This is a genomic window from Streptomyces sp. NBC_00510 (assembly GCA_036013505.1).
Classification (GTDB): domain Bacteria; phylum Actinomycetota; class Actinomycetes; order Streptomycetales; family Streptomycetaceae; genus Actinacidiphila.
In genome coordinates this window covers 1,805,624-1,824,473 of sequence record CP107851.1, presented here as the reverse complement: position 1 = coordinate 1,824,473, position 18,850 = coordinate 1,805,624, and the positions used below count along the sequence as shown (strand labels likewise).

Here is an 18,850-nt window from a genome sequence, read left to right as displayed (position 1 = left end):
TCTGTGCGCCGCGCGGAGCGCGGGGCGGGTGGTCGCGTCAGCGGCAGATCGCGCCGGTGGGCGGGAGCAGACCGCGCAACAGGTAGTCGTCGACGGCCGTGTCGACGCAGCGGCTGCCGCGCTGGTAGGCGGTGTGTCCGTCGCCGTCCCAGGTCAGGAGCCGCCCGGAGGAGAGCTGGGAGGCCAGTGCCCGGGCCTGGTCGTAGGGGGTGGCGGGGTCGCGGGTGGTGCCGATCACGAGGATCGGCCCGGCGCCCCGGGCGCTGACGCGCCGCGGGGTCTGCGTGGGCCGCGTCGGCCAGTGGGCGCACGTCGACAGGTCCTCGTTGTAGAACGCCCCGAACTGGGGCGAGGCCCGCAGGAATTCGGGCAGCGCCGCGAGCGTCTGGGCGGGGGTCGACCGCGATTCGAGCGCGGAGCTCAGGCAGTTGACCGCCGTCATGGACTCGTCACCGGGCGCGGTGTCGTCCTCGGAGCCCACGAGCTCCCGCAGCACGGTGGTGTCACCCGAGGTCACCCCGTCCAGCACCGCGCGCAGCGTCTCCCAGTCGGGCGCGCGCAATGCGGTGACGACCGTGCCGAGCAGGGTCTCGCCGTCGAGGCGGCCCTCCTTGCCCTGCCGCACCGGGGCGCGGTCGAGGGCGGCCACGAGGGAGTCCAGCGTGCGGCCCGCCTCCTTGACGGAGTGGCCGACCGGGCAGTGCCTGCGGCGGGCGCAGTCGGCGGCGAAGGACTCCCAGGCGATCTGGTACCCGCGGGCCTGGTTGAGGTAGGCGTGGTAGCCGTCCATGGCCGGGTCGACCGCGCCGTCCAGGACGACCCGGCCGACGCGGGAGGGGAAGAGCTCGGCGTACGTGGCGCCCAGGTAGGTGCCGTACGAGAAGCCGAGGAAGTGCATGCGGTCCTCGCCCAGCACGGCGCGTACGACGTCCATGTCCCGGGCCGCGTCGAGGGTGCCCACGTGCGGCAGCAGCCGCCCGGCGTGCCGCGCGCAGTCCGCGGCGACCTCCGCGTGGTAGGCGGCCCACGTGTTGATGACCGTGGCCTCGTCCGAAGGGAGCGCCCCCCGTGTCCCGGCGCCCGGGGGCGTGGCGGAGCCGCAGTCCACCGGCGAGCTGTGGCCGACGCCGCGCGGGTCGACCGCGACCAGGTCGTACGCGGCGCGCAGGGCGGGGGAGTACCTGTCGGCGTAGGCCCGCAGATCGTCGACGGCGGAAAGACCGGGGCCGCCGGGGTTGATCTGGAGCGCGCCGATGCGGGCGGCGCCGTGACCGCGGGCCTGCCTGCGGATCGCGGCCAGGGAGAGGTCACCCGCCCCCGGGTGCGCGTAGTCCCGCGGCACCTTGAGCCTCGTGCACTGGAACGACCGGTCCCGGCAGGGCAGCCAGCGCAACTCCTGCGTGTAGTAACGCCGCAGGTCCACGCGGATCGTGTCGTCCGCCGCGCTCGGGGAGGCCGCCCCGGCGGGAGTGGGCGCGGCGGTCCTGCGCGTGTGCGTCGCGGCGGTGCAGGTGGCGAGCAGCAGCCCGAAGGCGACCAGTACGGCGAGTGCGCAGAGCAGTCCGCGCCCGGGTATTCGGCCGGTGGCCGGGACAGCTTTCATCGCCACGCCTTCGTTTCCGCCCGTTGCGAGGCGCGGGGCTGGTCGGCATCGGTGAGCGGCCGCGGGGGCGGGCCCGGGCGCCGCGTCCCGGCAGGGAGCGGCCACGCCGTCCCCCCACCCTTCGCTGCGTAACCAGGTCATCACAGATCGTGCACAGGGGATCGCCGAGCTGGGCCGAACGCGTGAACCCGCCGTGCCACCCCTGTGCCGGCGCGCGCCACAAGTACCCGTACGCCCCCACAAGTTGACCGGTATCGCTCTGGCCCCCCGGGCCGGGCCGCGGCTAGCGTCCGCGCGTGCCCTCACCCATGCGCACCACCCGCCCCCGTACCGACCGCATCCGCATACGGACGACCTCCCTGGTGGCGACCGTGATCGCCGCCCTCGCCGCCGTCCTCCTCCCCGTGACCACCGCGCAGAGCGCCTCCGCCGGCGGGACCGTCCGGCACGGACTGAGTCGGCCGGACTACTCGTACGCCGACGCGATCCGCGAGGCGGTCTGGGTCGAGACGGGCCGCGACGACGACGGCGACGGCCGCACCGACCGGGTCGCCGCAGACATCGTGCGGCCCCGCGAGCCCGCGGCCGCCGGCCGCAAGGTGCCGGTGATCATGGACGCGAGTCCCTACTACTCGTGCTGCGGACGCGGCAACGAGAGCCAGTTGAAGACCTACGACGACCAGGGCCGCATGGTCCAGGCCCCGTTGTACTACGACAACTACTTCGTCCCGCGCGGCTACGCCGTCGTCCTGGTCGACCTGGCCGGCACCAACCGCTCCGACGGCTGCGTGGACGTCGGCGGCCCCTCCGACATCGGCTCGGCCAAGGCGGTGATTGACTGGCTGAACGGCCGGGCCAAGGGCTACACCTCCCGTACCGGGTCCCGGCCCGCGAGCGTCCGCTGGTCCACGGGCGACGTCGGCATGATCGGCAAGAGCTGGGACGGGACGATCGCCAACGGCGTCGCCGCGACCGGGGTGCGCGGACTGCGCACGATCGTGCCGATCAGCGCCATCAGCTCCTGGTACGACTACTACTTCCAGCAGGGCGCCGCCCTCTACGACTCCGGCCCCGACTGGCTGTCGGACTACGTCGAGAGCCCGGCCGCCCGCGCCCGCTGCGCCGCGGTGCAGCAGCGCATCGTGGACGGGGCGCCGCGCAGCGGGGACCTGACCGCGTTCTGGAGCGAACGCGACTACACCAAGGACGCCGGCAAGGTCCGCGCCAGCGTCTTCGCCGTCCACGGCATGCAGGACCTCAACGTCCGCACCAAGCACTTCGGCCAGTGGTGGAGCGCGCTGGCCGCGCACGGCGTGGAGCGCAAGGTGTGGCTGTCGCAGACCGGCCACGTCGACCCCTTCGACTTCCGGCGCGAGGCATGGGTGTCCACCCTGCACCGCTGGTTCGACCACTACCTGCTGGGCGTCCGCAACGGCGTGGAGCGAGAGCCCGGAGCCGACGTCGAACGCTCCCCCGACCACTGGACGACCGACCGCTCCTGGCCCCCCGCCGGCACCGGACCGGCCCGGCTGAGCCTGCGGCCCGGCACCACCTCGGGCCTGGGCACCCTGGGGCTCGGCCCGGCCGCGCCCGGCAGCACGGCGGCCTTCACCGACGCGCCCCAGGAGTGGGAGGAGGACTGGGCCGCCGGCGCGGACACCCCGAGCGCCTCCAGGGCCGTCTTCACCACCGGCACCCTCACCCGCGACCTGCGGCTGTCCGGCAGCGGCACGGTCACCCTCACCGCGTCCTCCTCGACCACCAGCGCCCACCTCTCCGCGGTCCTGGTCGACCTCGGGCCGGACACCGTCCGGGACTTCCTGGGCGCCAAGGAGGGCATCGCCGACCTGGCCACGCGCTCGTGCTGGGGCGAGAGCACGGCGGGCGACAGCGCCTGCTTCCGCGACACCGCGGCCGACACCGCCGACGTCGCCCACACCGTGGTGAGCCGCGGCTGGGCCGACCTCGGGCACACCGCGTCCGCGTGGCACGGGCGTCCGCTCGTCCCGGGCCGGCCCTACACGGCCACCGTCACCCTGGGCGCCACCGACCACGTCGTGCCCGCCGGGCACCGGCTCGCGCTGATCGTCGCCGGCACCGACGCGGGACTGGTCGAGCCCCCCGACACCACCCCCACCGTCACCCTCGACCTGGCCCGTTCGCGTGCCCTGCTGCCGCTCGTCGGCGGAGCGCGCGGCCTCGCCGCCACGACCCCGCACGCCTCCGTCGCGCAGCGCGCCGCGGACGTCCCGGCCGCCCCGCCCCGCACCGCCCGCACGGTCCCCGCGGGGCGCTGACCCCGGCCCTGCCCGTCCGCCCTCACGCATGACGAGGGCGGGCGGGTAGTGTCAGCGGGTCAGCGATAGTTGTACGAGGAAGCAACAGCACCCGTGGACAGCACCAAGAAGACCGCCGACGCCGCCCCGGCGGACGATCCCACCGCGGACCGCGGCGCGGAGCCCGAGTCCGGCATACCCGGCAGCCGCACCCGCTGGCGCCGCTGGCTCATGGACACCCGCCCCCTGCGCCACCCCGCCTACCGCCGCCTGTGGAGCTCCACCACCGTGACCGCCGTGGGCAGCCAGCTCACCGCGGTCGCCGTGCCCAAGCAGATCTACGACATCACCGGCTCGTCCGCGTGGGTCGGCTACGCGAGCATCGCCGGGCTGGTCCCGCTGGTGGTCTTCGCGCTGTGGGGCGGGGCCGTCGCCGACAGCGTGGACCGCCGCAAGCTGATGCTGTACACCAACATCGGCATCGCCGTCACCTCCCTGCTGTTCTGGGTGCAGGCCTTCGCGGGCGCCCACTCCGTCTGGCTGCTGATGGTGCTGCTCGCCGCGCAGCAGGCGGCGGCCGGCATGAACGCCCCCGCCCGCAGCGCCGCCATCGCCCGCCTGGTCCCGCCGGCGGAACTGCCCGCGGCCATGGCGCTCGGCTCCACGGTCATGCAGACCGGGCTGGTCGTCGGCCCGCTGCTCGCGGGTGTGCTCATCCCCGTCATCGGCCTGCCCGACCTCTACCTGATCGACGCGATCGCCCTCACCGCGACCGTGTGGGCGGTGTGGCGACTGCCCGCGCTGCCGCCGCTGGAGGCCAACGGGGCCCCCGTCGCCCGGCGCGGCGGCTGGCGCGAGGTCGGCGCCGGCTTCCGCTACATCACCGCCCAGCGCATCCTGCTGATGTCCTTCCTCGCCGACATCGTCGCCATGGTCTTCGGCATGCCGCGCGCCCTGTTCCCCCAGCTCGCCGACACCACCTACGCCCCTTGGGGCGAGGGCTTCGCGCTCGGCCTGCTGTTCGCCGCCATCCCCATCGGCGCCGTCGCCGGCGGGCTGTTCTCGGGCACCTTCTCCCGCTCGAAGCGGCACGGTCTGATGGTCGTCATCGCCGTCTGCGGCTGGGGCGCCGCGATCGCCGGACTCGGACTGAGCGGCAGCCTGTGGTGGGCGGCGGCCTTCCTGGCGCTGGCCGGATTCGCCGACATGGTCTCGATGGTGTTCCGCAGCGCGATCCTGCAGTCGGTCGCGACGGACGACATGCGCGGCCGCATGCAGGGCGTGTTCACGGTCGTCGTGGCGGGCGGTCCCCGGGTGGCCGACCTCCTGCACGGCACGGGCGGCTCCGCGTTCGGGACGCGTACCGCGGTCACCGCGGGCGGTGTGCTCGTCGTGGTCGTGATGCTCGGCCTGGCGGCGGCGTTCCCCGCGTTCACCCGCTACCGGGGTGCCTGAGCCATTGGGGTGCCGAGCGCCCCGGGCCCGCTGTGGCGGATTCCGGCGGCGACCCGGCCGCCGCCCCGTCCCGGTCGGGCACACGGGGGGCGGGGGCACGTCCGCGAGGTTCCGGGCGGCGCGCCGGGCCTGATCGTACCGGTTTGGTACGCCGCGAAGTCGTCCGGGGTGCGACGTGTCGCCCCGTGCGGGTGGCTGCGCCGGGCTGCCCTGGTGTTTGTGTGCGGGTTGTTTGCGCCTGCGGCGGGCATCCCCCGCCCTCCCTCCCGATTGCCCGGCGCGGTCAGTGACCGCCTCGCGCGGTCGTTGCGGGGTCGGTGCCGCGCCGGGGTACGCCCCCAGCCTTCGGCCGGGGGGACCCCCACCTCGGCGCTCGCGGCGCTGCCCCACGTCATTCGGTACCGCGACCTCCGCTCGTCTCCCCCAGCCTTCGGCCGGGGGGACCCCCATGGGGGCACCCCGCCACACCCCCTTCGGTCGTATGGGCGGCTGACGGCCGGACGGGGTTCAGAGAGCGGTCCGGGGTTGCCGCAAGTGCCTACTAACCCCCCACCGGCCGTCATGTGCTCCGACGACGGGAGGGGGTGTGGCGGGGTGCGCCCATGGGGGTCCCCCCGGCCGAAGGCTGGGGGAGTGTGCCGGCGCGGCCCCGACCCAGGCACACGGTGCGAGGCCCGCACTGACCGCGCCGGGCAATCGGGCGGGGGATGCCCGCCGCAGGCGCAAACAACCCGCACACAACAACGACACGACAACCGGGGCCGCGCGGAGCGCGGATTGCGCTCACCGGGTGAACGCGTGCGTCGATCAGCCTAGTGAGCCACAGGGTCCGGGTGCCCGCCCGGTTAAGAGTGGGGGGTACGCACCCGGAGGAGCAGCGCATGCCGCATGCCGCAGCGGGACGTCCCCGTCGGCCCCCCGCAGGGCCCGCAGCGGGACGTCCCCGTCGGGTCCCCGCGGGGCCCGCAGGGGCCGCGGTCGGGCTTTTCGCGGCACTGGTGTGCCTGCTCCACGCGTTGTGCGCGCCGGGGGCCGCGGCACTGCAGCCGCTGGAGCGGACGGCGGCCGTCGCCGTCGCCGCCGCCACGGACGAACCCGGCAAGCAGATGCACCACCCCCCGGCGAGCGTCGGGCGGCGTACCGTCCCGCAGGCGGGCCCCCAGCAGCGTGCCGGAACCGTCCAGGGGCATGCCGCCGACATCGTCCACGACACCTGCCCCCCGGATCCCGTGGGCGCCGCGCTCCGCGGTCCCGCCCGGCACGTCGCCCCCGCGGGCAGACCCGACCACCTGCACCTCGTCCTGCGCTGCTGACGGCGCCAGGCCGTCGCCGCCCGCGCGGCGGCCCGCAGCCTTGCCCGTCAGCAGGACGACAACCGCAGGAGGAACCCCACCATGCCCGTGGACATCTACGCAGCCCTGGGCGCGATCGTGCGCGCCGAGGCGGTCCGCGACCGCGAGCGGCCGGTCGCCGCCGACCGGCCGGAGACGGCCCCCGAGCGGACGACGGCGCCGGAAGCGCCCCCGCAGGAACCGAGGGAACTGACCGAACGCCACCACGAGTGACGCCCCGGCGGTCGCGCCCTGCCCGGCACCGGGCAGGGCGCGCCGTACGGGGGAACCGCGGCGCGTGATGCCGCGTTTACCCCAGTGAGTGCGGCACGTGCCGCAGACGGAGGCGGGAAGATGTCCAATCGCGCGAAGGTCGCCGTTGGCGGCGTGGCTGTCGGCCTGATCCTGCTGTGGGTCCTGCCGACGTGGCTGGCCCTGCTGGTCATCGTGGGCGTCCCCGTGGCCGCCTACCTCACCCTGGACCCTTCCCAGCGGCGCAGGCTGCGCCGGGGCGGCAGGCGCCAGATCGGCAGGTGACGGGGCGCGGGGCGTGGTCGCCGCTCAGGTGACGGAGCCCGCGGCGGCGCCGGTCCTGAGGTCGGGGCCCCAGCGGTCCAGCGCCGCTTGCAGGTCGAGCGGGCGCGGGCCGCTGAGTTCCTGCTGCGTGGGCCAGTCCTCACGGGGGACGCGCCACATGACCTCGAACTCGTTCCCGTCGGGGTCCTTGGCGTACAGCGACTTCGACACGAGGTGGTCGCTGGAGCCGACGAGGGCGCCCCGCTCGGTGAGCAGCCGGGCGGTGTCGGCCAGCTCGCCGAGCGTGCCGACCTCCCAGGCCAGGTGGTACAGCCCGACGCGGCCCTGTTCGGGGCCGGGAGCGTCCGGGCCGATGGCGAACAGCCCGAGGTCGTGGTCGTTGAGCGTGTCCTCGGCGCTGAGGAAGGCGGCGCGGCCGGGGATCTCCACGTCGACCTCGAAGCCGAAGACGGCGGTGTAGAACTCGACGGACCGCGTGACGTCACGGATGTAGAGCACGGCGTGGTTCAGACGGCGAACAGGCATGAGCCCAGGTTACGCGGTCATCATTGAAAGTTCAATGAATCCGGTCGTTAGAATGATCGCGCGATCGACCGACCGAGGGGGAGCAGGGTGACCATGACCGCGACCGTGACCGCCGTCAGCCGCGACGAGGGACACCACTTCAGCAAGCCCACCCACGACAGGATCCGGCTGCTGACCGGGCTCGGCGTGGAGGGCGACGCCCACCTCGGGGTGACGGTGCAGCACCGGTCGCGGGTGGCCCAGGACCCGACGCAGCCCAACCTGCGCCAGGTCCACCTCATCCACGGCGAGCTCCACGACGAGCTGCTCACGGCCGGCTTCGAGGTCGCCCCGGGCGAGCTGGGCGAGAACGTCACCACGCGTGGCGTCGACCTGCTCGGCCTGCCCGTCGGGACGCGGCTGCGGCTCGGCGCGGAGGCCGTCGTCGAGGTGACCGGTCTGCGCAACCCCTGCCTGCAGATCGACGGCTTCCGGCAGGGCCTGCTCAAGCAGGTCGTCGGCCGGGACGAGCACGGTGCCGTCGTCCGCAAGGGCGGGATCATGGGCGTGGTGCTGCACGGCGGAGAGGTGCGGCCCGGCGACCCGATCGCCGTCGAGCTCCCCGAAGGGCCGCACCGTCCGCTCGAGCGGGTCTGACCTCAGGACAGCGTGCAGGAGTTGACCACGTCCCCGCTCGCCGGCCGGGGAACCATGCGGTCCGCGGGCGGTGTCCGGTCCTGCTCCACCCATGAGGTCAGCGAGTCGAACGCCGCCCGGTAGCAGGGCAGGATCGGGCGCAGCCGGTCCGGATACGTGTCGTACAGCCCGTCGACGTGGTTGCCGCCCTCGATCGTGTAGTAGCGGTGCAGCGCGCCCCGGCCCGCGGAGTCGATCATGCGCGCGTAGACGTCCGAGTCGGTCGCGATCGGCAGCAGCGTGTCCAGGGTGCCGTGCAGGGTGATCATCGGCTTGCCGATGCGCCCGGTGAGCGACACCCGGCCGACGGCCCGGTGCACGGCGGCCGGGCGCGCCGCGTAGTCGTAGTCGGCGTCCGAGGCACAGGGCGCCAGGATCTCCGGCACGGTCGCACCCGCGCTCGGGCCCGGGCAGGCGGGGTCGTAGGAGGGGTCGAACTCGGCGCGGTACACCTTCTGGGTCAGGCTCCAGTACGCCTGCTGGTGGTAGGCCCACAGGAACTGCGAGCCCGGCGCGAACCCGGCCGCCAGCAGGTCGGCGTCGGTGGCGCGGCCCTGGGCGCGGGCCACCGTGACCGGCAGCGAGGTGAGCAGATTGGGGCCGTCCGCCGTCCAGAGCGTGCCCTCCCAGTCCACGCCGCCGTCGTAGAGCGCCGGGTGGTGCTCCAGCTGCCAGCGGGTGAGGTAGCCCCCGTTGGAGATGCCGGTCATGTACGTACGGTGCGGCGCGCGGCCGTAGCGGGAGGCCACCGCCGCCTTCGCGGCCACCGTGAGCTGGGTCGTGCGCCGATTCCACTCGGCCATCGCGTCACCCGGGCGCCGGCCGTCGGTGTAGAAGTCCGGCCCGCTGTTGCCCTTGTCGGTGGAGGCGAAGGCGTAGCCCTGGGCGATCGCCCAGTCGGAGATCAGGACGTCGAGCGAGTACTGCTTGCGGGTGCCGGGCGCGCCGGTGACGATCAGGCCGCCGTTCCACCGGTCCGGCAGCCGCAGCACGAACTGGGCGTCGTGCTGCCAGCCGTGCGTGGCGTTGAAGCCCGAGGTGTCGGGAAAGTAGCCGTCGACCTGCACGCCCGGCACGCCGGACGGGCGGGTGGTGCCGGCCGCCGCCAGGCCCGCTTGGTCGGCGGTGTCGGTGTACGCGGTGCCCGCCAGCGCGGTGGTCGTCATGTCGGGCAGGCAGGCCTTCTGCTGGTGCTCGGCGCCGGGCACGGTGACCCGGTCCAGCCGGGCGCAGTGTCCTGCCGTACCCGCGGCTGCCTCCGCACCGGCGGGGACCGCGGCGGCGCCGAGCGCGAGCACGGCGGCGGCGAGCAGGGGGACGCCTCTCCAGGGGCGCATGGGGAGCCTCCATTTGCACGTCGGGGATGGCTGCCGCCACATCGTGGCCGCCCGCACCCGGCGCGACCATGGCGTCGCCCCACGCCCGTACCGTCCGGCTCATGGGGCCGCGTGACATGCGTCACCGCCCGGGACGACGCTGCGCAGTACCCTTGGCCCATGCTCTTGCTCGTGCGCCGCCGTCATGTGGACTTCGTCCGCGTCACGAGCATGTCCTGTCGCCGCAGCGGCTGACCCCACCCCGCCCTTTTCCTCCCACTCGGCCCCGCGACGCCGCCCCATCACGGCCCGTCGCGCAGCGCCCGGTCATCGCCGGCGTGCCGGGTCCTCACCCTGCGGACAACACACCATGACGCTCCAGCTTCCCGTGATCGACCTCTCCGCCGCGGACCGCGGCCCCCAGGCGCGTGCCCGCCTCCACCGCGAACTGCACTCCGCCGCCCACGAGGTCGGCTTCTTCCAGCTCACCGGCCACGGCGTGACCGCCGAGGAGACCGCCGCCCTGATGCGGGCGATCCGCGCGTTCTTCGCCTTGCCCGAGGCCGACCGGCTCGCCATCGGCAACCTGAACTCCCCGCACTTCCGCGGCTACACCCGCACCGGCGACGAGCGCACCGGCGGCAGCCAGGACTGGCGCGACCAGCTCGACATCGGTGCCGAGCGCCCGCAGCACGTCCCGGCCGCCGGTGAGCCCCCGTACTGGTGGCTGGAGGGTCCCAACCAGTGGCCCGCCGACCTGCCCGAGCTCCGCGAACTCTCCCTGGCCTGGATCGACCGGCTCAGCCGCGTCGCCCACCGGCTGCTGCACGAACTGCTCGCCGCCATCGGCGCCCCCGAGGGCTTCTACGACGAGGCCTTCGCCGACGAGCCGCACCTGCACCTGAAGCTCGTCCGCTACCCGGGCACCGCCCCCACCGGCGGCGACCAGGGCGTCGGCGCGCACAAGGACTACGGCTTCCTCACCCTGCTGCTCCAGGACGAGGTCGGCGGCCTGCAGGTGGAACGCTCCGACGGCCGCTTCCACGACGTGCCGCCGCTGCCCGGCGCCTTCGTCGTCAACCTGGGCGAGCTGCTGGAGGTCGCCACCGACGGCTACCTCAAGGCCACCAACCATCGCGTGGTCAGCCCGGCCGGCGCCCGCGAGCGCTACTCCGTGCCCTTCTTCTACAACCCCCGCCTCGACGCGCGCGTGGCCCCGCTGCCGTTCGAGCACGCCCACCACGCGCCCGGCGCCACCCAGGACCCGGCCAACCCGCTCTTCTCCGAGTACGGCCGCAACGAGCTCAAGGGCTGGCTCCGCGCCCACCCCGAGGTCGCCCGCAAGCACCATCCGGAGCTCGTCGCGGCGGGGGCCGTGCCCACCGGCTGAGACGCGCGGCCCGCGCCGCCCGCGGTTACCGTGCCTGCATGGGCACGGCTCCGGCCGAGGACGGCACACTGCGGATCGGCGCACCGCCACGCTGGCTGCGCGTGCTCCCGGGCGCCCTGCTCGGCGTGCTGATCCTGGCCCAGGGGGTCACCCCGGGCGACGTCGAGCTCGGCGCCTACTACGCGGCGGTGGCCCCGCTCGCCGCGCTCACCTACGGGGTGGCGGGCACCGCGGTCCTGGCCGCGGCCGTCGTGGTCGTCATGGAGCTCCCCGTGGTGGGCTCGGGGACGATCGCCGGCGCCGAACTGGGCGCCGTCGTCCTCATCGGCGCCCTCAGCGTGGTCATCGCCGCGGTGCAGCAGCGGTTCCGGGGCCGCCTGGTGCTCGCCCGGTCGGTGGCCGAGGCAGCGCAGCTCGCCGTCCTCGCCCCGGTGCCCCGCACCGTGGGGGAGGTGCGCTGCGCCGCCCTGTACCGGGCCGCGCAGCGCGGCACCCTGGTGGGCGGCGACCTGTACGACGTGCGGACCGGGCCCTACGGCGTACGGGCGCTGGTCGCCGACGTCCAGGGGCACGGCCTCGCCGCGGTCGGCACGGTCGCGGGGCTGCTCGGCGCCTTCCGCGAGGCGGTGCTCGACCAGCGGGAGCTGCGCGGTGTGGCGGGGCGTCTCGAACGGCGGCTCTCCCTGGACGCCGCCGGGAACAGCGAGTTGTTCGTCACCGCCCTGCTGCTGGAGTTCCCCGACGACGGGTCATGGGTACGGCTGGTCTGCCAAGGGCATCCGCCCGCGCTGCTGCTGCGCGGCCGCGAGGTGCTGGAGCTGGAGTGCGATCCCGGTCCCCCGCTCGGGGCCGGACCGCCAGGACAGGCACCGGCCCTGCCGTCGGTGGTGACCCTGCTGCCGGGGGACGTGATCCTCGCGTACACCGACGGCGTCACCGAGGCGCGCGACGCCTCGGGCACCTTCTACCCGCTCGCCGAACGTCTCGCCGCCCGGCTGGCGGAGGGCGCCGACCCCTCCCCGGAGGCGGTCGTCGACGCGGTCTGGGAGGACCTGCACCGGTACGCGGGCGCGGTGGGCGACGACGTCGCCCTGCTGGCGCTGGCGCCCCGCTGACGCGGGCGGGCCGTCAGCCCTTGCTCTTCGCGGCGCGCAGCGGGGGGCGGCCCTGCAGCCGGGCGGCCTCGGTGCGGATCTCCGGGAGCTTGGCGTACAGTTCCTTGCCGGGACAGTCGGTCATGTAGGCGTCGCGGTGGCCCGCGATGACGTGGAAGACCGCCCGCTTGCCCTTCTTGAAGCGGCTCTTGCTGCTGCTGGACACCAGGGTGACCTCGCCCCGGGGATCGACGTCGGACAGCCCGAGCTTCCAGGCGGCGATCCGGGCGATCGCCTCGGTCATCGCCTGCGGCACGCTGCCCTTGGCATCGTAGGTGCCGATCGCGGCGATGCCCATGGTGTCCTTGTTGAAGCCGATCGAGTGGGCCCCGGTGACGGGGCGGTCGGAGCCGCCGGCGCGCCCCTCGTAGATCGTGCCGCACTTGTCGACGAAGAAGTTGTAGGCGACGTCGTCCCAGTGGCGGCTCTGGATGTGGCCGGAGTAGATGTCGCGGATGATCCGGGGTACGTCCGCGCACTTGTAGTCGTTGCCGCTGTCGGTGTGGTGCAGGAACACCGCCTTGACCGTGGTGCTGTAGTGCGGGGGCTCGGTGCGCAGCGACTCGTCGGCCCCCCAGCTCTTGCGCGGGACGATGACGGGCTCGTGGGCCGGGTAGAGCGGGACGCGTTGCAGCCTGGCCCGGGCGGCCAGGTCGGGGAAGGGCATGAGCTGCGGGCTCGGCGCGGGGCGGGCGTGGACCGAGGGCGGGTCGGTGTGGATGATCGCGCTGTGCACCCCGAGGGCGGCCACGGCGACGACACCGGCCGTCCCCGCGGCCGTCGCCCAGACACGTGCGGCACGCCGCGGACGTCCGGCCGCGCGGCGGCGCGCGTGCTTGGCCGCACGGTGTGAACCCATGAAATGAACATCAGCTCATATGGCCGGATCGCGTGGAGAGGACACGCCGGGCGGCCCGGAGACCTCACCCGGATGCCCTCCCCACCTCGGCCGGCCCGCTGCCGCGGGTACCTCCCGCCGCGCGGGTACGGTGCGCGGGTACGGTGCGCTACCTCAGGTACGGCCCGTCCGAGCCGACCTTGCCCGGTGCGGCGTTGGCCCCGCCCAGGTCGAGGACGTACACGCGCAGGTTGCCCTTGCCGGGCGCGTCGACCGACAGGCTCCCGCCGCTCACGGTCTTCACCGCGCCGGTCACCGCGTCCTTGTACGTGCCGTTGGGGATCCCGGTGAACATGGCGCCGCCGCTCACGGTGACCAGCGCGAAGCTGTCCACCCCGCCGGCGGCGTCGGTGTAGCGGCGCTTGAAGGCCATCTCGCCGCTGACCCCGGCGGTGGAGTACTGGCCGGTCTGCAGCGCCGGGACCGCCCGCCGGATCTGGTTCAGCCGCTGCACGTGCTTGACCAGCGGCTGCGAGAGCGTGGTGGCCACCTGCCCGGACGCGGAGCTCACCGTGCCGAAGCCGGAGGCGGTGACGTCGCCCTCCAGGTGCGCCCCGTAGTAGGCGCGGCCCGTGGACGCCAGGGGGCAGGTGGGGCCGCAGTCGATCTGCTTGCCCTTCTGGAACTCGATCTCCGATCCGTAGTAAAGCGTCGGGATGCCGCGGAAGGTCCACATCAGCGACATGTTCTCGGCCCACGCGTCGGTGCCCTCGGCGTAGCGGAAGGACGACTTGTTGGGGCCGTAGTCGTGGCTGTCGACGTAGACGACGTTGTAGGTCGCGTCATTGGTGCTGTCGTCGGAGTCCTTGCCGTTGTTGAAGGCGTTCGAGGCGGAGCCGAAGTTCATGTGCATCCGCATGTCGATGACGTTCATCCCGGAGAACCGGCTGTGGTCCGGGGTGTGGTAGCCGTTGCCGTCCAGGAGGGCGTTCGTGGACGTCGGCTGGTTGCCCGTGCCCAACTGCTCCTCGTAGGTGTACTGCTCCAGCGCTGCGGTGGTGTCGTCGTCGCTGTAGGCCCTGCGCTCCTTCCACGTGTAGAACTGCGCGGAGTGGTTGACCGAGCCGCGGTTCCACTTGTCGTTGACGAAGGCGGCGACCTCGCCGAAGACGAAGAAGTCCTTCGCCTTGTCCGCGCCGAACTCCGCCGTCACCTCGTCGTATATGGCGGGGAGGAAACGGCGGTTCCAGGTGACGCGGGGGATGTGCACGGCGGTGTCGATGCGGAAGCCGTCCACGCCCATGTCGATGTACTTGTTGTAGGCGCCGATCAGGTAGTTCTGCACCTGCGCGTTCTCGGTGTTGAAGTCCGCCAGGTCCTCGTGGAGCCAGCAGGAGCGGGAGTCCTCGCCCTCCCAGTTGCCGATCCAGCACTGGTGGTAGTACCTGGAGGGGAACATGCCGGAGGTCGGGCTCGGCCACTGGCAATTGTAGAGGGTGTAGCCCTCGGCGCTCCTCCCGCCCGTGGGGACGCCCCAGTTGACGCAGGTGTTGCCGGTGGGTTCGGCGGTCGACCACAGGTCGCCGTTGTAGTACGACTTGCCGGAGACCGGCTCGACGGTGAGGCCGTCGTAGGCGAAGCCGTCCTGCTCCTGGTCGTAGTACCAGCTCCACTGGGCGTCGCGCACGCCGTAGACGGTGGGCGTGAACAGGCCCTTGGCGCCCCAGCGGGAGCTGTGGTTGTAGACGACGTCCTGGTAGACCTTGATGCCCTTGGCGTGGGCGGCGTTGATCAGGTCCTGGTAGGAGGCGCCGGCCGACTCCAGGCGGGGGTCGACCCGGTAGAAGTCCCAGCCGTGGTAGCCGTGGTAGTCGTAGTCCGAGCGGTTGAGGACGACGGGCGTGATCCAGATCGCGGAGAAGCCGAGGCCCTTGACGTAGTCGAGCTTGTCGACCAGCCCCTTGAAGTCGCCGCGGAACATGGGGTCGCCGCCCGCGGCGTTGCCCGACTTCACGTGCTGGCTGCCGCCGCGGTCGTTGGAGGTGTCGCCGTCGTAGAAGCGGGCGGTGAGGACGAAGTAGATCGGGTCCTTGCGCGGGTCGCCGCCCAGCGGCTCGCCCGGGGTGGTCCGCGGCGCCTCACCGGTGGTGACCGTGGCGGGCGAGGAGGCGGGCGACATGTTGCCTGCCGCGTCGAGGGCCTTGACGGTGTAGCGGTAGGCGGTGCGTTCCTCCAGGCCTGTCTGGGTCGTCACGGTCGAGGTGACGTGGGCGATCGACGTGCCCTTGGTGCCGCCGGTGCGGGTGACCTCGTAGCCGGTGACGGCGGTGTCGTCGGTGGCGGCGGTCCAGCTCACCACGACCGACGTGCCGGTCGCCTGCGCGGTCACCCCGGCGGGGGCGGTGGGCGCCGTCGTGTCCGGCTCGGATGCGGCGCACGGGTCGTCGGCGTCCCGCGTCACGACCCTGTTCCGGACCGTGCTGACGCCCTCGGTGAGCTGGTAGTTGCCGCCGTTGTTGTTGTCCCAGGTGCCGTTGCCGTTGTTGAACGCGGCCTGCCAGGCGGTGGCGGTGCCGAGGTCGACGGTCCTCCTCACCCAGCCGGTGCAGGCGGCCTCCATGGCGACGCCGGGCACGGCCGTCCAGGCGCCCCCGGCCGGCGCCCAGTGCAGGTTGTACGCCGCCCAGCCGACGGTGTCCGTGGCGTAGTAGACGGTGGCGCCGTGGCCGGCCGGTTCCCCGGTGCCGCTGCACGGGTCGCTGTGGGCGACGGCGCCGTCCTTCACCGTGATCGTGCCGGTGCCCAGCTGGTAGTTGCCGCCGCCGTTGTTGTCCCAGGTGCCGCTGCCGTTGGTGAAGGTGGCCTGCCAGGCGGTCGCGGTGCCCAGGTCCACGGTCAGCTTGACCCAGCCGGTGCAGGCCGCGGCCATCCGCGTACCGGGCGGGGCGGTCCAGGAGCCGCCGGAGGGGGCCCAGTGGAGGTAGTACGACGGCCAGTCGCGGCCCGCGGTCGCGTAGTACACGGTGGCACTGCTCGCGGTGGCGCCGGCACACGGGTCGACCGTGGTCACCGTCCCGGAGGAGACGGCACTGGTGCCGGTGCCGAGCCGGTAGTTGCCGCCGTTGTTGTTGTCCCAGGCTCCGCTGCCGTTGGTGAAGGTGGCGGAGAGGCCGGTGGCGCCGCCCAGGTCGACGGTCCTGGAGTACCAACCGGTGCAGGCCGGTTGCATGGCGACGCCCGGCACGGTGGTCCAGGCACCGCCGGTGGGCGCGTAGTGCAGGTTGACGGTGGTCCACGCGGAGGCGGGACGGTAGTAGACCGTCGCCGAGGCGGCGGCGAAGGACAGGCCCGTCGGCAGCAGGCCGAGCAGCAGGCCGCCGACGAGCAACAGCACGGTGTGCAGCGCGCGATGGCGTCCAGGGCGCGCGGGTCGGGTCATACGGGGGCTCCTCGGGCGAGGGCCGCCGGGGGCGGCGGCCGGTGCGGGTGAGGCAGGCCCTCCCGCGCGCCACGAAAGGAACAGCCGTGAGTTTCCTGCAAGTTGCTGCAAGAATCTTCATGAGATTACTGGGACATGACAGGGCGGTAAAGAGGTCCCGCAGTGGGACGCTCAGTAGTAGTCGCGCATCAGCTCGGTGGCCCACGCGGGCTGGAACGCGGTGCCCAGCGGCCCGAACTCGGCCATCCACGGCTTGAGGTCGAGTACCGGCGTCCCGTCCACGGCGTCGAGCCCCGCAACGTGGACATCCAGCCCGACGACCCGCAAGATCTTGCAGCGCGACACGCCCAGGCGGTTGGGCCGGTTCTTGCCGCGCTGGGCGAAGATGCCGATCAGCGGCCACCCGGCGTTCCCGCGCGGATGGCGTGCGCCGGTCTCCACCCGCTCCTCGGGGACCCGGTCGAAGTGGAAGACGACCTCCAGGTGGGAGAAGGTGTCCAGGCCGTACAGCGCCTCCGGACCGAACTGCTCCCCGTCCAGCCGGATCACCGCCTCGACGCCGCCCCAGTCGTCGTCCTCGACCGGTACGCGGCCGCCGGTCACCCATCCCACGGGCCGTACCTCGATCGCCGTCATGTGCGCTCCTCCGCTGCCGTCGATGCGTCTCTCGCTGATCACTATGTGAGATATGGGTATCATTTGGTGGACTGCGCTGGCTAGCGTGGAGGTCATGACGCGGGAATGGGACGCCACCACCTACGACAGCCTGCCGCTGCCCCACGCGCAGTGGGGCCGCGGGACCCTGGACCGCCTCGCGCCGCGCGGCGACGAGCGGGTGCTCGACCTCGGCTGCGGCACCGGACGCGACACGGAGGCGCTGCTCGACCTGCTCCCGCACGGCCGCGTCGTCGCCCTCGACGGCTCGCTGCGCATGCTGGAGCAGCTCCGCCGGCGCCTCGCCGGACGCCTGGACCGCGTCGAGGTCGTGCACGCCGACATCACCGGCCCGCTCCCCGTCACGGGCACGGTGGACGCCGTCACCAGCGTCGCCACCTTCCACTGGATCCCCGACCACGCCGCGCTCTTCCGCGGTGTCGCAAGCGTCCTGCGCCCCGGCGGACGCCTCGTCGCCGAATGCGGCGGACTCGGCAACATCGCCGGCGTGTCGGCCGCCGTCGACGACGTCCTCGGCCCGCAGCCCGCCGTCTGGAACTTCGCGGGCGTCGAGGAGACCGAACGTCGCCTGAGGGACGCCGGTTTCACCGACGTCCAGGTCGCCCTCGTCCCCGACCCCGCCCGTCTCGAACCGGGCGCGCAACTGCTCTCGTACCTGGCCGTCGTCGTCCTCGGCGGACAGCTGGAACGCCTCCCCGGCGCGGAGCACGAGGCCTTCGTCCGCGCCGTGGCCGCGCGCCTGCCGGAGCCCGTCGTGGACTACGTCCGCCTGACGATCTCCGCGACGCGCGGCCGCGGGGGCACACGGGGGTGACCCGCGTGCCCGCCCGGTCCGTCACCGTCACAGTCGCCGCGTGATCCGCAGTTCCGTCAGGTACCGCTTGACGACGCGGCCGCCGTGGCGGCCGTCGGCCAGCGCCCGGATGCAGGCGAGCAGGCCCTCCCGCCGCGCCGCGGGAAGGGCGCGGTGGTTGGAGTAGCTGAGCAGCAGGTCGAGGTACTCGGCCGTGGTGTACGGCAGCTCGCGCTCGTAGCGGTGGAAGACGGCCGGCCCGAAGCGTCCGGAGCGGTCCGTCTCCTCGCTGTCGGTGGGGACCAGGGCCGCCGCGCGCGGCCGCAGCCCCGGGGGCGTCGCCGGGTCGAAGCGCTCGTAGCACTCCTGCACGTCCGCGAAGAAGGCCCGGGTGCCGCCGTCCACGTGATGGGTGGCGATGACGGCCAGCACCCCGCCGGGCCGCAGCGCGTCGGCGCACTTGACGACCGCCACGGCGGGGTCGATCCAGTGGAACGCCGTGGCCGAGACGACCGCGTCGAACGGCTCCTCCGGGAGCGGCCAGTCCTCGAAGGCGGAGACGACCACCTCGACGCCCGGGAACCCGGCCAGCCTGCGCCGGGCGACCGCCGCCATCGACGGGCCCAGCTCGACGGCCGTGACGCGGAAGCCGCGCTCCGCGAGCGGCACGGTGGCCTGCCCGGTCCCGCAGCCGATCTCCAGCACGCGCGCGCCCGGGCCGAGCCCCGCCACCCCGGCCAGGTCGTCGAAGAGCACGCCGGGATACCCCGGGCGGACCCGGTCGTACAGTTCGGCGTCCTCGTCGAAGACGCCCCTCAGCGAAGTCCGGTCGGTCACCCGTCG

The 18,850-nt window shown here is 73.6% G+C and carries 16 protein-coding genes; 9 read left to right on the top strand and 7 right to left on the bottom strand.

The window, feature by feature from the left end; genetic code table 11:
- Window positions 1-37: 37 nt before the first annotated feature.
- The gene (locus tag OG937_08160; GenBank protein WUD71666.1) at window positions 38-1,603 is read right to left on the bottom strand and encodes an alpha/beta hydrolase; all 1,566 of its coding nucleotides are present in this window, start codon (window positions 1,601-1,603) and stop codon (window positions 38-40) included.
- Between the two features lie 308 nt (window positions 1,604-1,911).
- Between OG937_08160 and OG937_08155 the strand changes: the two genes are divergently transcribed.
- From OG937_08155 to OG937_08135, 5 genes are all read left to right on the top strand, one after another.
- On the top strand, window positions 1,912-3,900 hold the full coding sequence (locus tag OG937_08155) for a Xaa-Pro dipeptidyl-peptidase (protein ID WUD78671.1): 1,989 nt from the start codon (window positions 1,912-1,914) through the stop codon (window positions 3,898-3,900).
- A gap of 174 nt (window positions 3,901-4,074) precedes the next feature.
- Entirely contained in the window at window positions 4,075-5,334 is a 1,260-nt protein-coding gene (locus OG937_08150; GenBank protein WUD78670.1) for an MFS transporter, read from the top strand.
- 998 nt (window positions 5,335-6,332) lie between these two features.
- The gene (locus OG937_08145) at window positions 6,333-6,647 is read left to right on the top strand and encodes a hypothetical protein (GenBank protein WUD71665.1); all 315 of its coding nucleotides are present in this window, start codon (window positions 6,333-6,335) and stop codon (window positions 6,645-6,647) included.
- Window positions 6,648-6,728: 81 nt separating this feature from the next.
- Window positions 6,729-6,899, top strand: coding sequence for a hypothetical protein (locus tag OG937_08140; protein WUD71664.1), 171 nt, complete (start codon window positions 6,729-6,731; stop codon window positions 6,897-6,899).
- A 120-nt stretch (window positions 6,900-7,019) separates the two neighbouring features.
- Window positions 7,020-7,202 carry a hypothetical protein gene (locus OG937_08135; GenBank protein ID WUD71663.1) on the top strand — a complete coding sequence of 61 codons (183 nt, stop codon included), beginning with the start codon at window positions 7,020-7,022 and terminating at the stop codon, window positions 7,200-7,202.
- 24 nt (window positions 7,203-7,226) lie between these two features.
- On the opposite strand, the gene OG937_08130 is transcribed toward OG937_08135, so the two are convergent.
- Window positions 7,227-7,727, bottom strand: a complete 501-nt coding sequence (locus tag OG937_08130) for a VOC family protein (protein ID WUD71662.1) — start codon at window positions 7,725-7,727, stop codon at window positions 7,227-7,229.
- A gap of 93 nt (window positions 7,728-7,820) precedes the next feature.
- Here OG937_08130 and OG937_08125 point away from each other — a divergent pair, with 93 nt between their 5' ends.
- Window positions 7,821-8,363 (top strand): MOSC domain-containing protein, encoded by a 543-nt coding sequence (locus OG937_08125; protein ID WUD71661.1) that lies wholly within the window; start codon window positions 7,821-7,823, stop codon window positions 8,361-8,363.
- 2 nt (window positions 8,364-8,365) lie between these two features.
- Here OG937_08125 and OG937_08120 read toward each other — a convergent pair whose 3' ends face one another.
- Window positions 8,366-9,739: a tannase/feruloyl esterase family alpha/beta hydrolase gene (locus OG937_08120; GenBank protein WUD71660.1), complete on the bottom strand. Its 1,374-nt coding sequence runs from the start codon at window positions 9,737-9,739 to the stop codon at window positions 8,366-8,368.
- Window positions 9,740-10,088: 349 nt separating this feature from the next.
- On the opposite strand from OG937_08120, the gene OG937_08115 reads away from it, so the two are divergent.
- Both OG937_08115 and OG937_08110 read left to right on the top strand, forming a co-directional pair.
- The gene (locus tag OG937_08115; protein ID WUD71659.1) at window positions 10,089-11,108 is read left to right on the top strand and encodes an isopenicillin N synthase family oxygenase; all 1,020 of its coding nucleotides are present in this window, start codon (window positions 10,089-10,091) and stop codon (window positions 11,106-11,108) included.
- A 38-nt stretch (window positions 11,109-11,146) separates the two neighbouring features.
- Window positions 11,147-12,223, top strand: a complete 1,077-nt coding sequence (locus OG937_08110) for a serine/threonine-protein phosphatase (protein WUD71658.1) — start codon at window positions 11,147-11,149, stop codon at window positions 12,221-12,223.
- Window positions 12,224-12,236: 13 nt separating this feature from the next.
- Here the strand turns inward: OG937_08110 and OG937_08105 are convergent, their stop codons facing one another.
- The 3 genes from OG937_08105 to OG937_08095 form a co-directional block, all read right to left on the bottom strand.
- Entirely contained in the window at window positions 12,237-13,121 is an 885-nt protein-coding gene (locus tag OG937_08105; protein WUD71657.1) for a peptidoglycan recognition protein, read from the bottom strand.
- A 148-nt stretch (window positions 13,122-13,269) separates the two neighbouring features.
- Window positions 13,270-16,539: an alpha-amylase family glycosyl hydrolase gene (locus OG937_08100; protein ID WUD71656.1), complete on the bottom strand. Its 3,270-nt coding sequence runs from the start codon at window positions 16,537-16,539 to the stop codon at window positions 13,270-13,272.
- A gap of 171 nt (window positions 16,540-16,710) precedes the next feature.
- The gene (locus OG937_08095; GenBank protein WUD71655.1) at window positions 16,711-17,175 is read right to left on the bottom strand and encodes an SAM-dependent methyltransferase; all 465 of its coding nucleotides are present in this window, start codon (window positions 17,173-17,175) and stop codon (window positions 16,711-16,713) included.
- A 94-nt stretch (window positions 17,176-17,269) separates the two neighbouring features.
- On the opposite strand from OG937_08095, the gene OG937_08090 reads away from it, so the two are divergent.
- Entirely contained in the window at window positions 17,270-18,028 is a 759-nt protein-coding gene (locus OG937_08090; GenBank protein WUD71654.1) for a methyltransferase domain-containing protein, read from the top strand.
- 27 nt (window positions 18,029-18,055) lie between these two features.
- Here the strand turns inward: OG937_08090 and OG937_08085 are convergent, their stop codons facing one another.
- Window positions 18,056-18,844, bottom strand: a complete 789-nt coding sequence (locus tag OG937_08085) for a class I SAM-dependent methyltransferase (GenBank protein ID WUD71653.1) — start codon at window positions 18,842-18,844, stop codon at window positions 18,056-18,058.
- Between the last annotated feature and the right edge of the window lie 6 nt (window positions 18,845-18,850).

Excerpts from the sequence above, each read along its gene's own strand:
- OG937_08160 (WUD71666.1), bottom strand. The coding sequence starts at position 1,603 with ATGAAAGCTGTCCCGGCCACCGGCCGAATACCCGGGCGCGGACTGCTC.
- OG937_08155 (WUD78671.1), top strand. The coding sequence starts at position 1,912 with ATGCGCACCACCCGCCCCCGTACCGACCGCATCCGCATACGGACGACC.
- OG937_08140 (WUD71664.1), top strand. The coding sequence starts at position 6,729 with ATGCCCGTGGACATCTACGCAGCCCTGGGCGCGATCGTGCGCGCCGAG.
- OG937_08135 (WUD71663.1), top strand. The coding sequence starts at position 7,020 with ATGTCCAATCGCGCGAAGGTCGCCGTTGGCGGCGTGGCTGTCGGCCTG.
- OG937_08130 (WUD71662.1), bottom strand. The coding sequence starts at position 7,727 with ATGCCTGTTCGCCGTCTGAACCACGCCGTGCTCTACATCCGTGACGTC.
- OG937_08125 (WUD71661.1), top strand. The coding sequence starts at position 7,821 with ATGACCGCGACCGTGACCGCCGTCAGCCGCGACGAGGGACACCACTTC.
- OG937_08120 (WUD71660.1), bottom strand. The coding sequence starts at position 9,739 with ATGCGCCCCTGGAGAGGCGTCCCCCTGCTCGCCGCCGCCGTGCTCGCG.
- OG937_08115 (WUD71659.1), top strand. The coding sequence starts at position 10,089 with ATGACGCTCCAGCTTCCCGTGATCGACCTCTCCGCCGCGGACCGCGGC.
- OG937_08110 (WUD71658.1), top strand. The coding sequence starts at position 11,147 with ATGGGCACGGCTCCGGCCGAGGACGGCACACTGCGGATCGGCGCACCG.
- OG937_08105 (WUD71657.1), bottom strand. The coding sequence starts at position 13,121 with ATGGGTTCACACCGTGCGGCCAAGCACGCGCGCCGCCGCGCGGCCGGA.
- OG937_08100 (WUD71656.1), bottom strand. The coding sequence starts at position 16,539 with ATGACCCGACCCGCGCGCCCTGGACGCCATCGCGCGCTGCACACCGTG.
- OG937_08095 (WUD71655.1), bottom strand. The coding sequence starts at position 17,175 with ATGACGGCGATCGAGGTACGGCCCGTGGGATGGGTGACCGGCGGCCGC.
- OG937_08090 (WUD71654.1), top strand. The coding sequence starts at position 17,270 with ATGACGCGGGAATGGGACGCCACCACCTACGACAGCCTGCCGCTGCCC.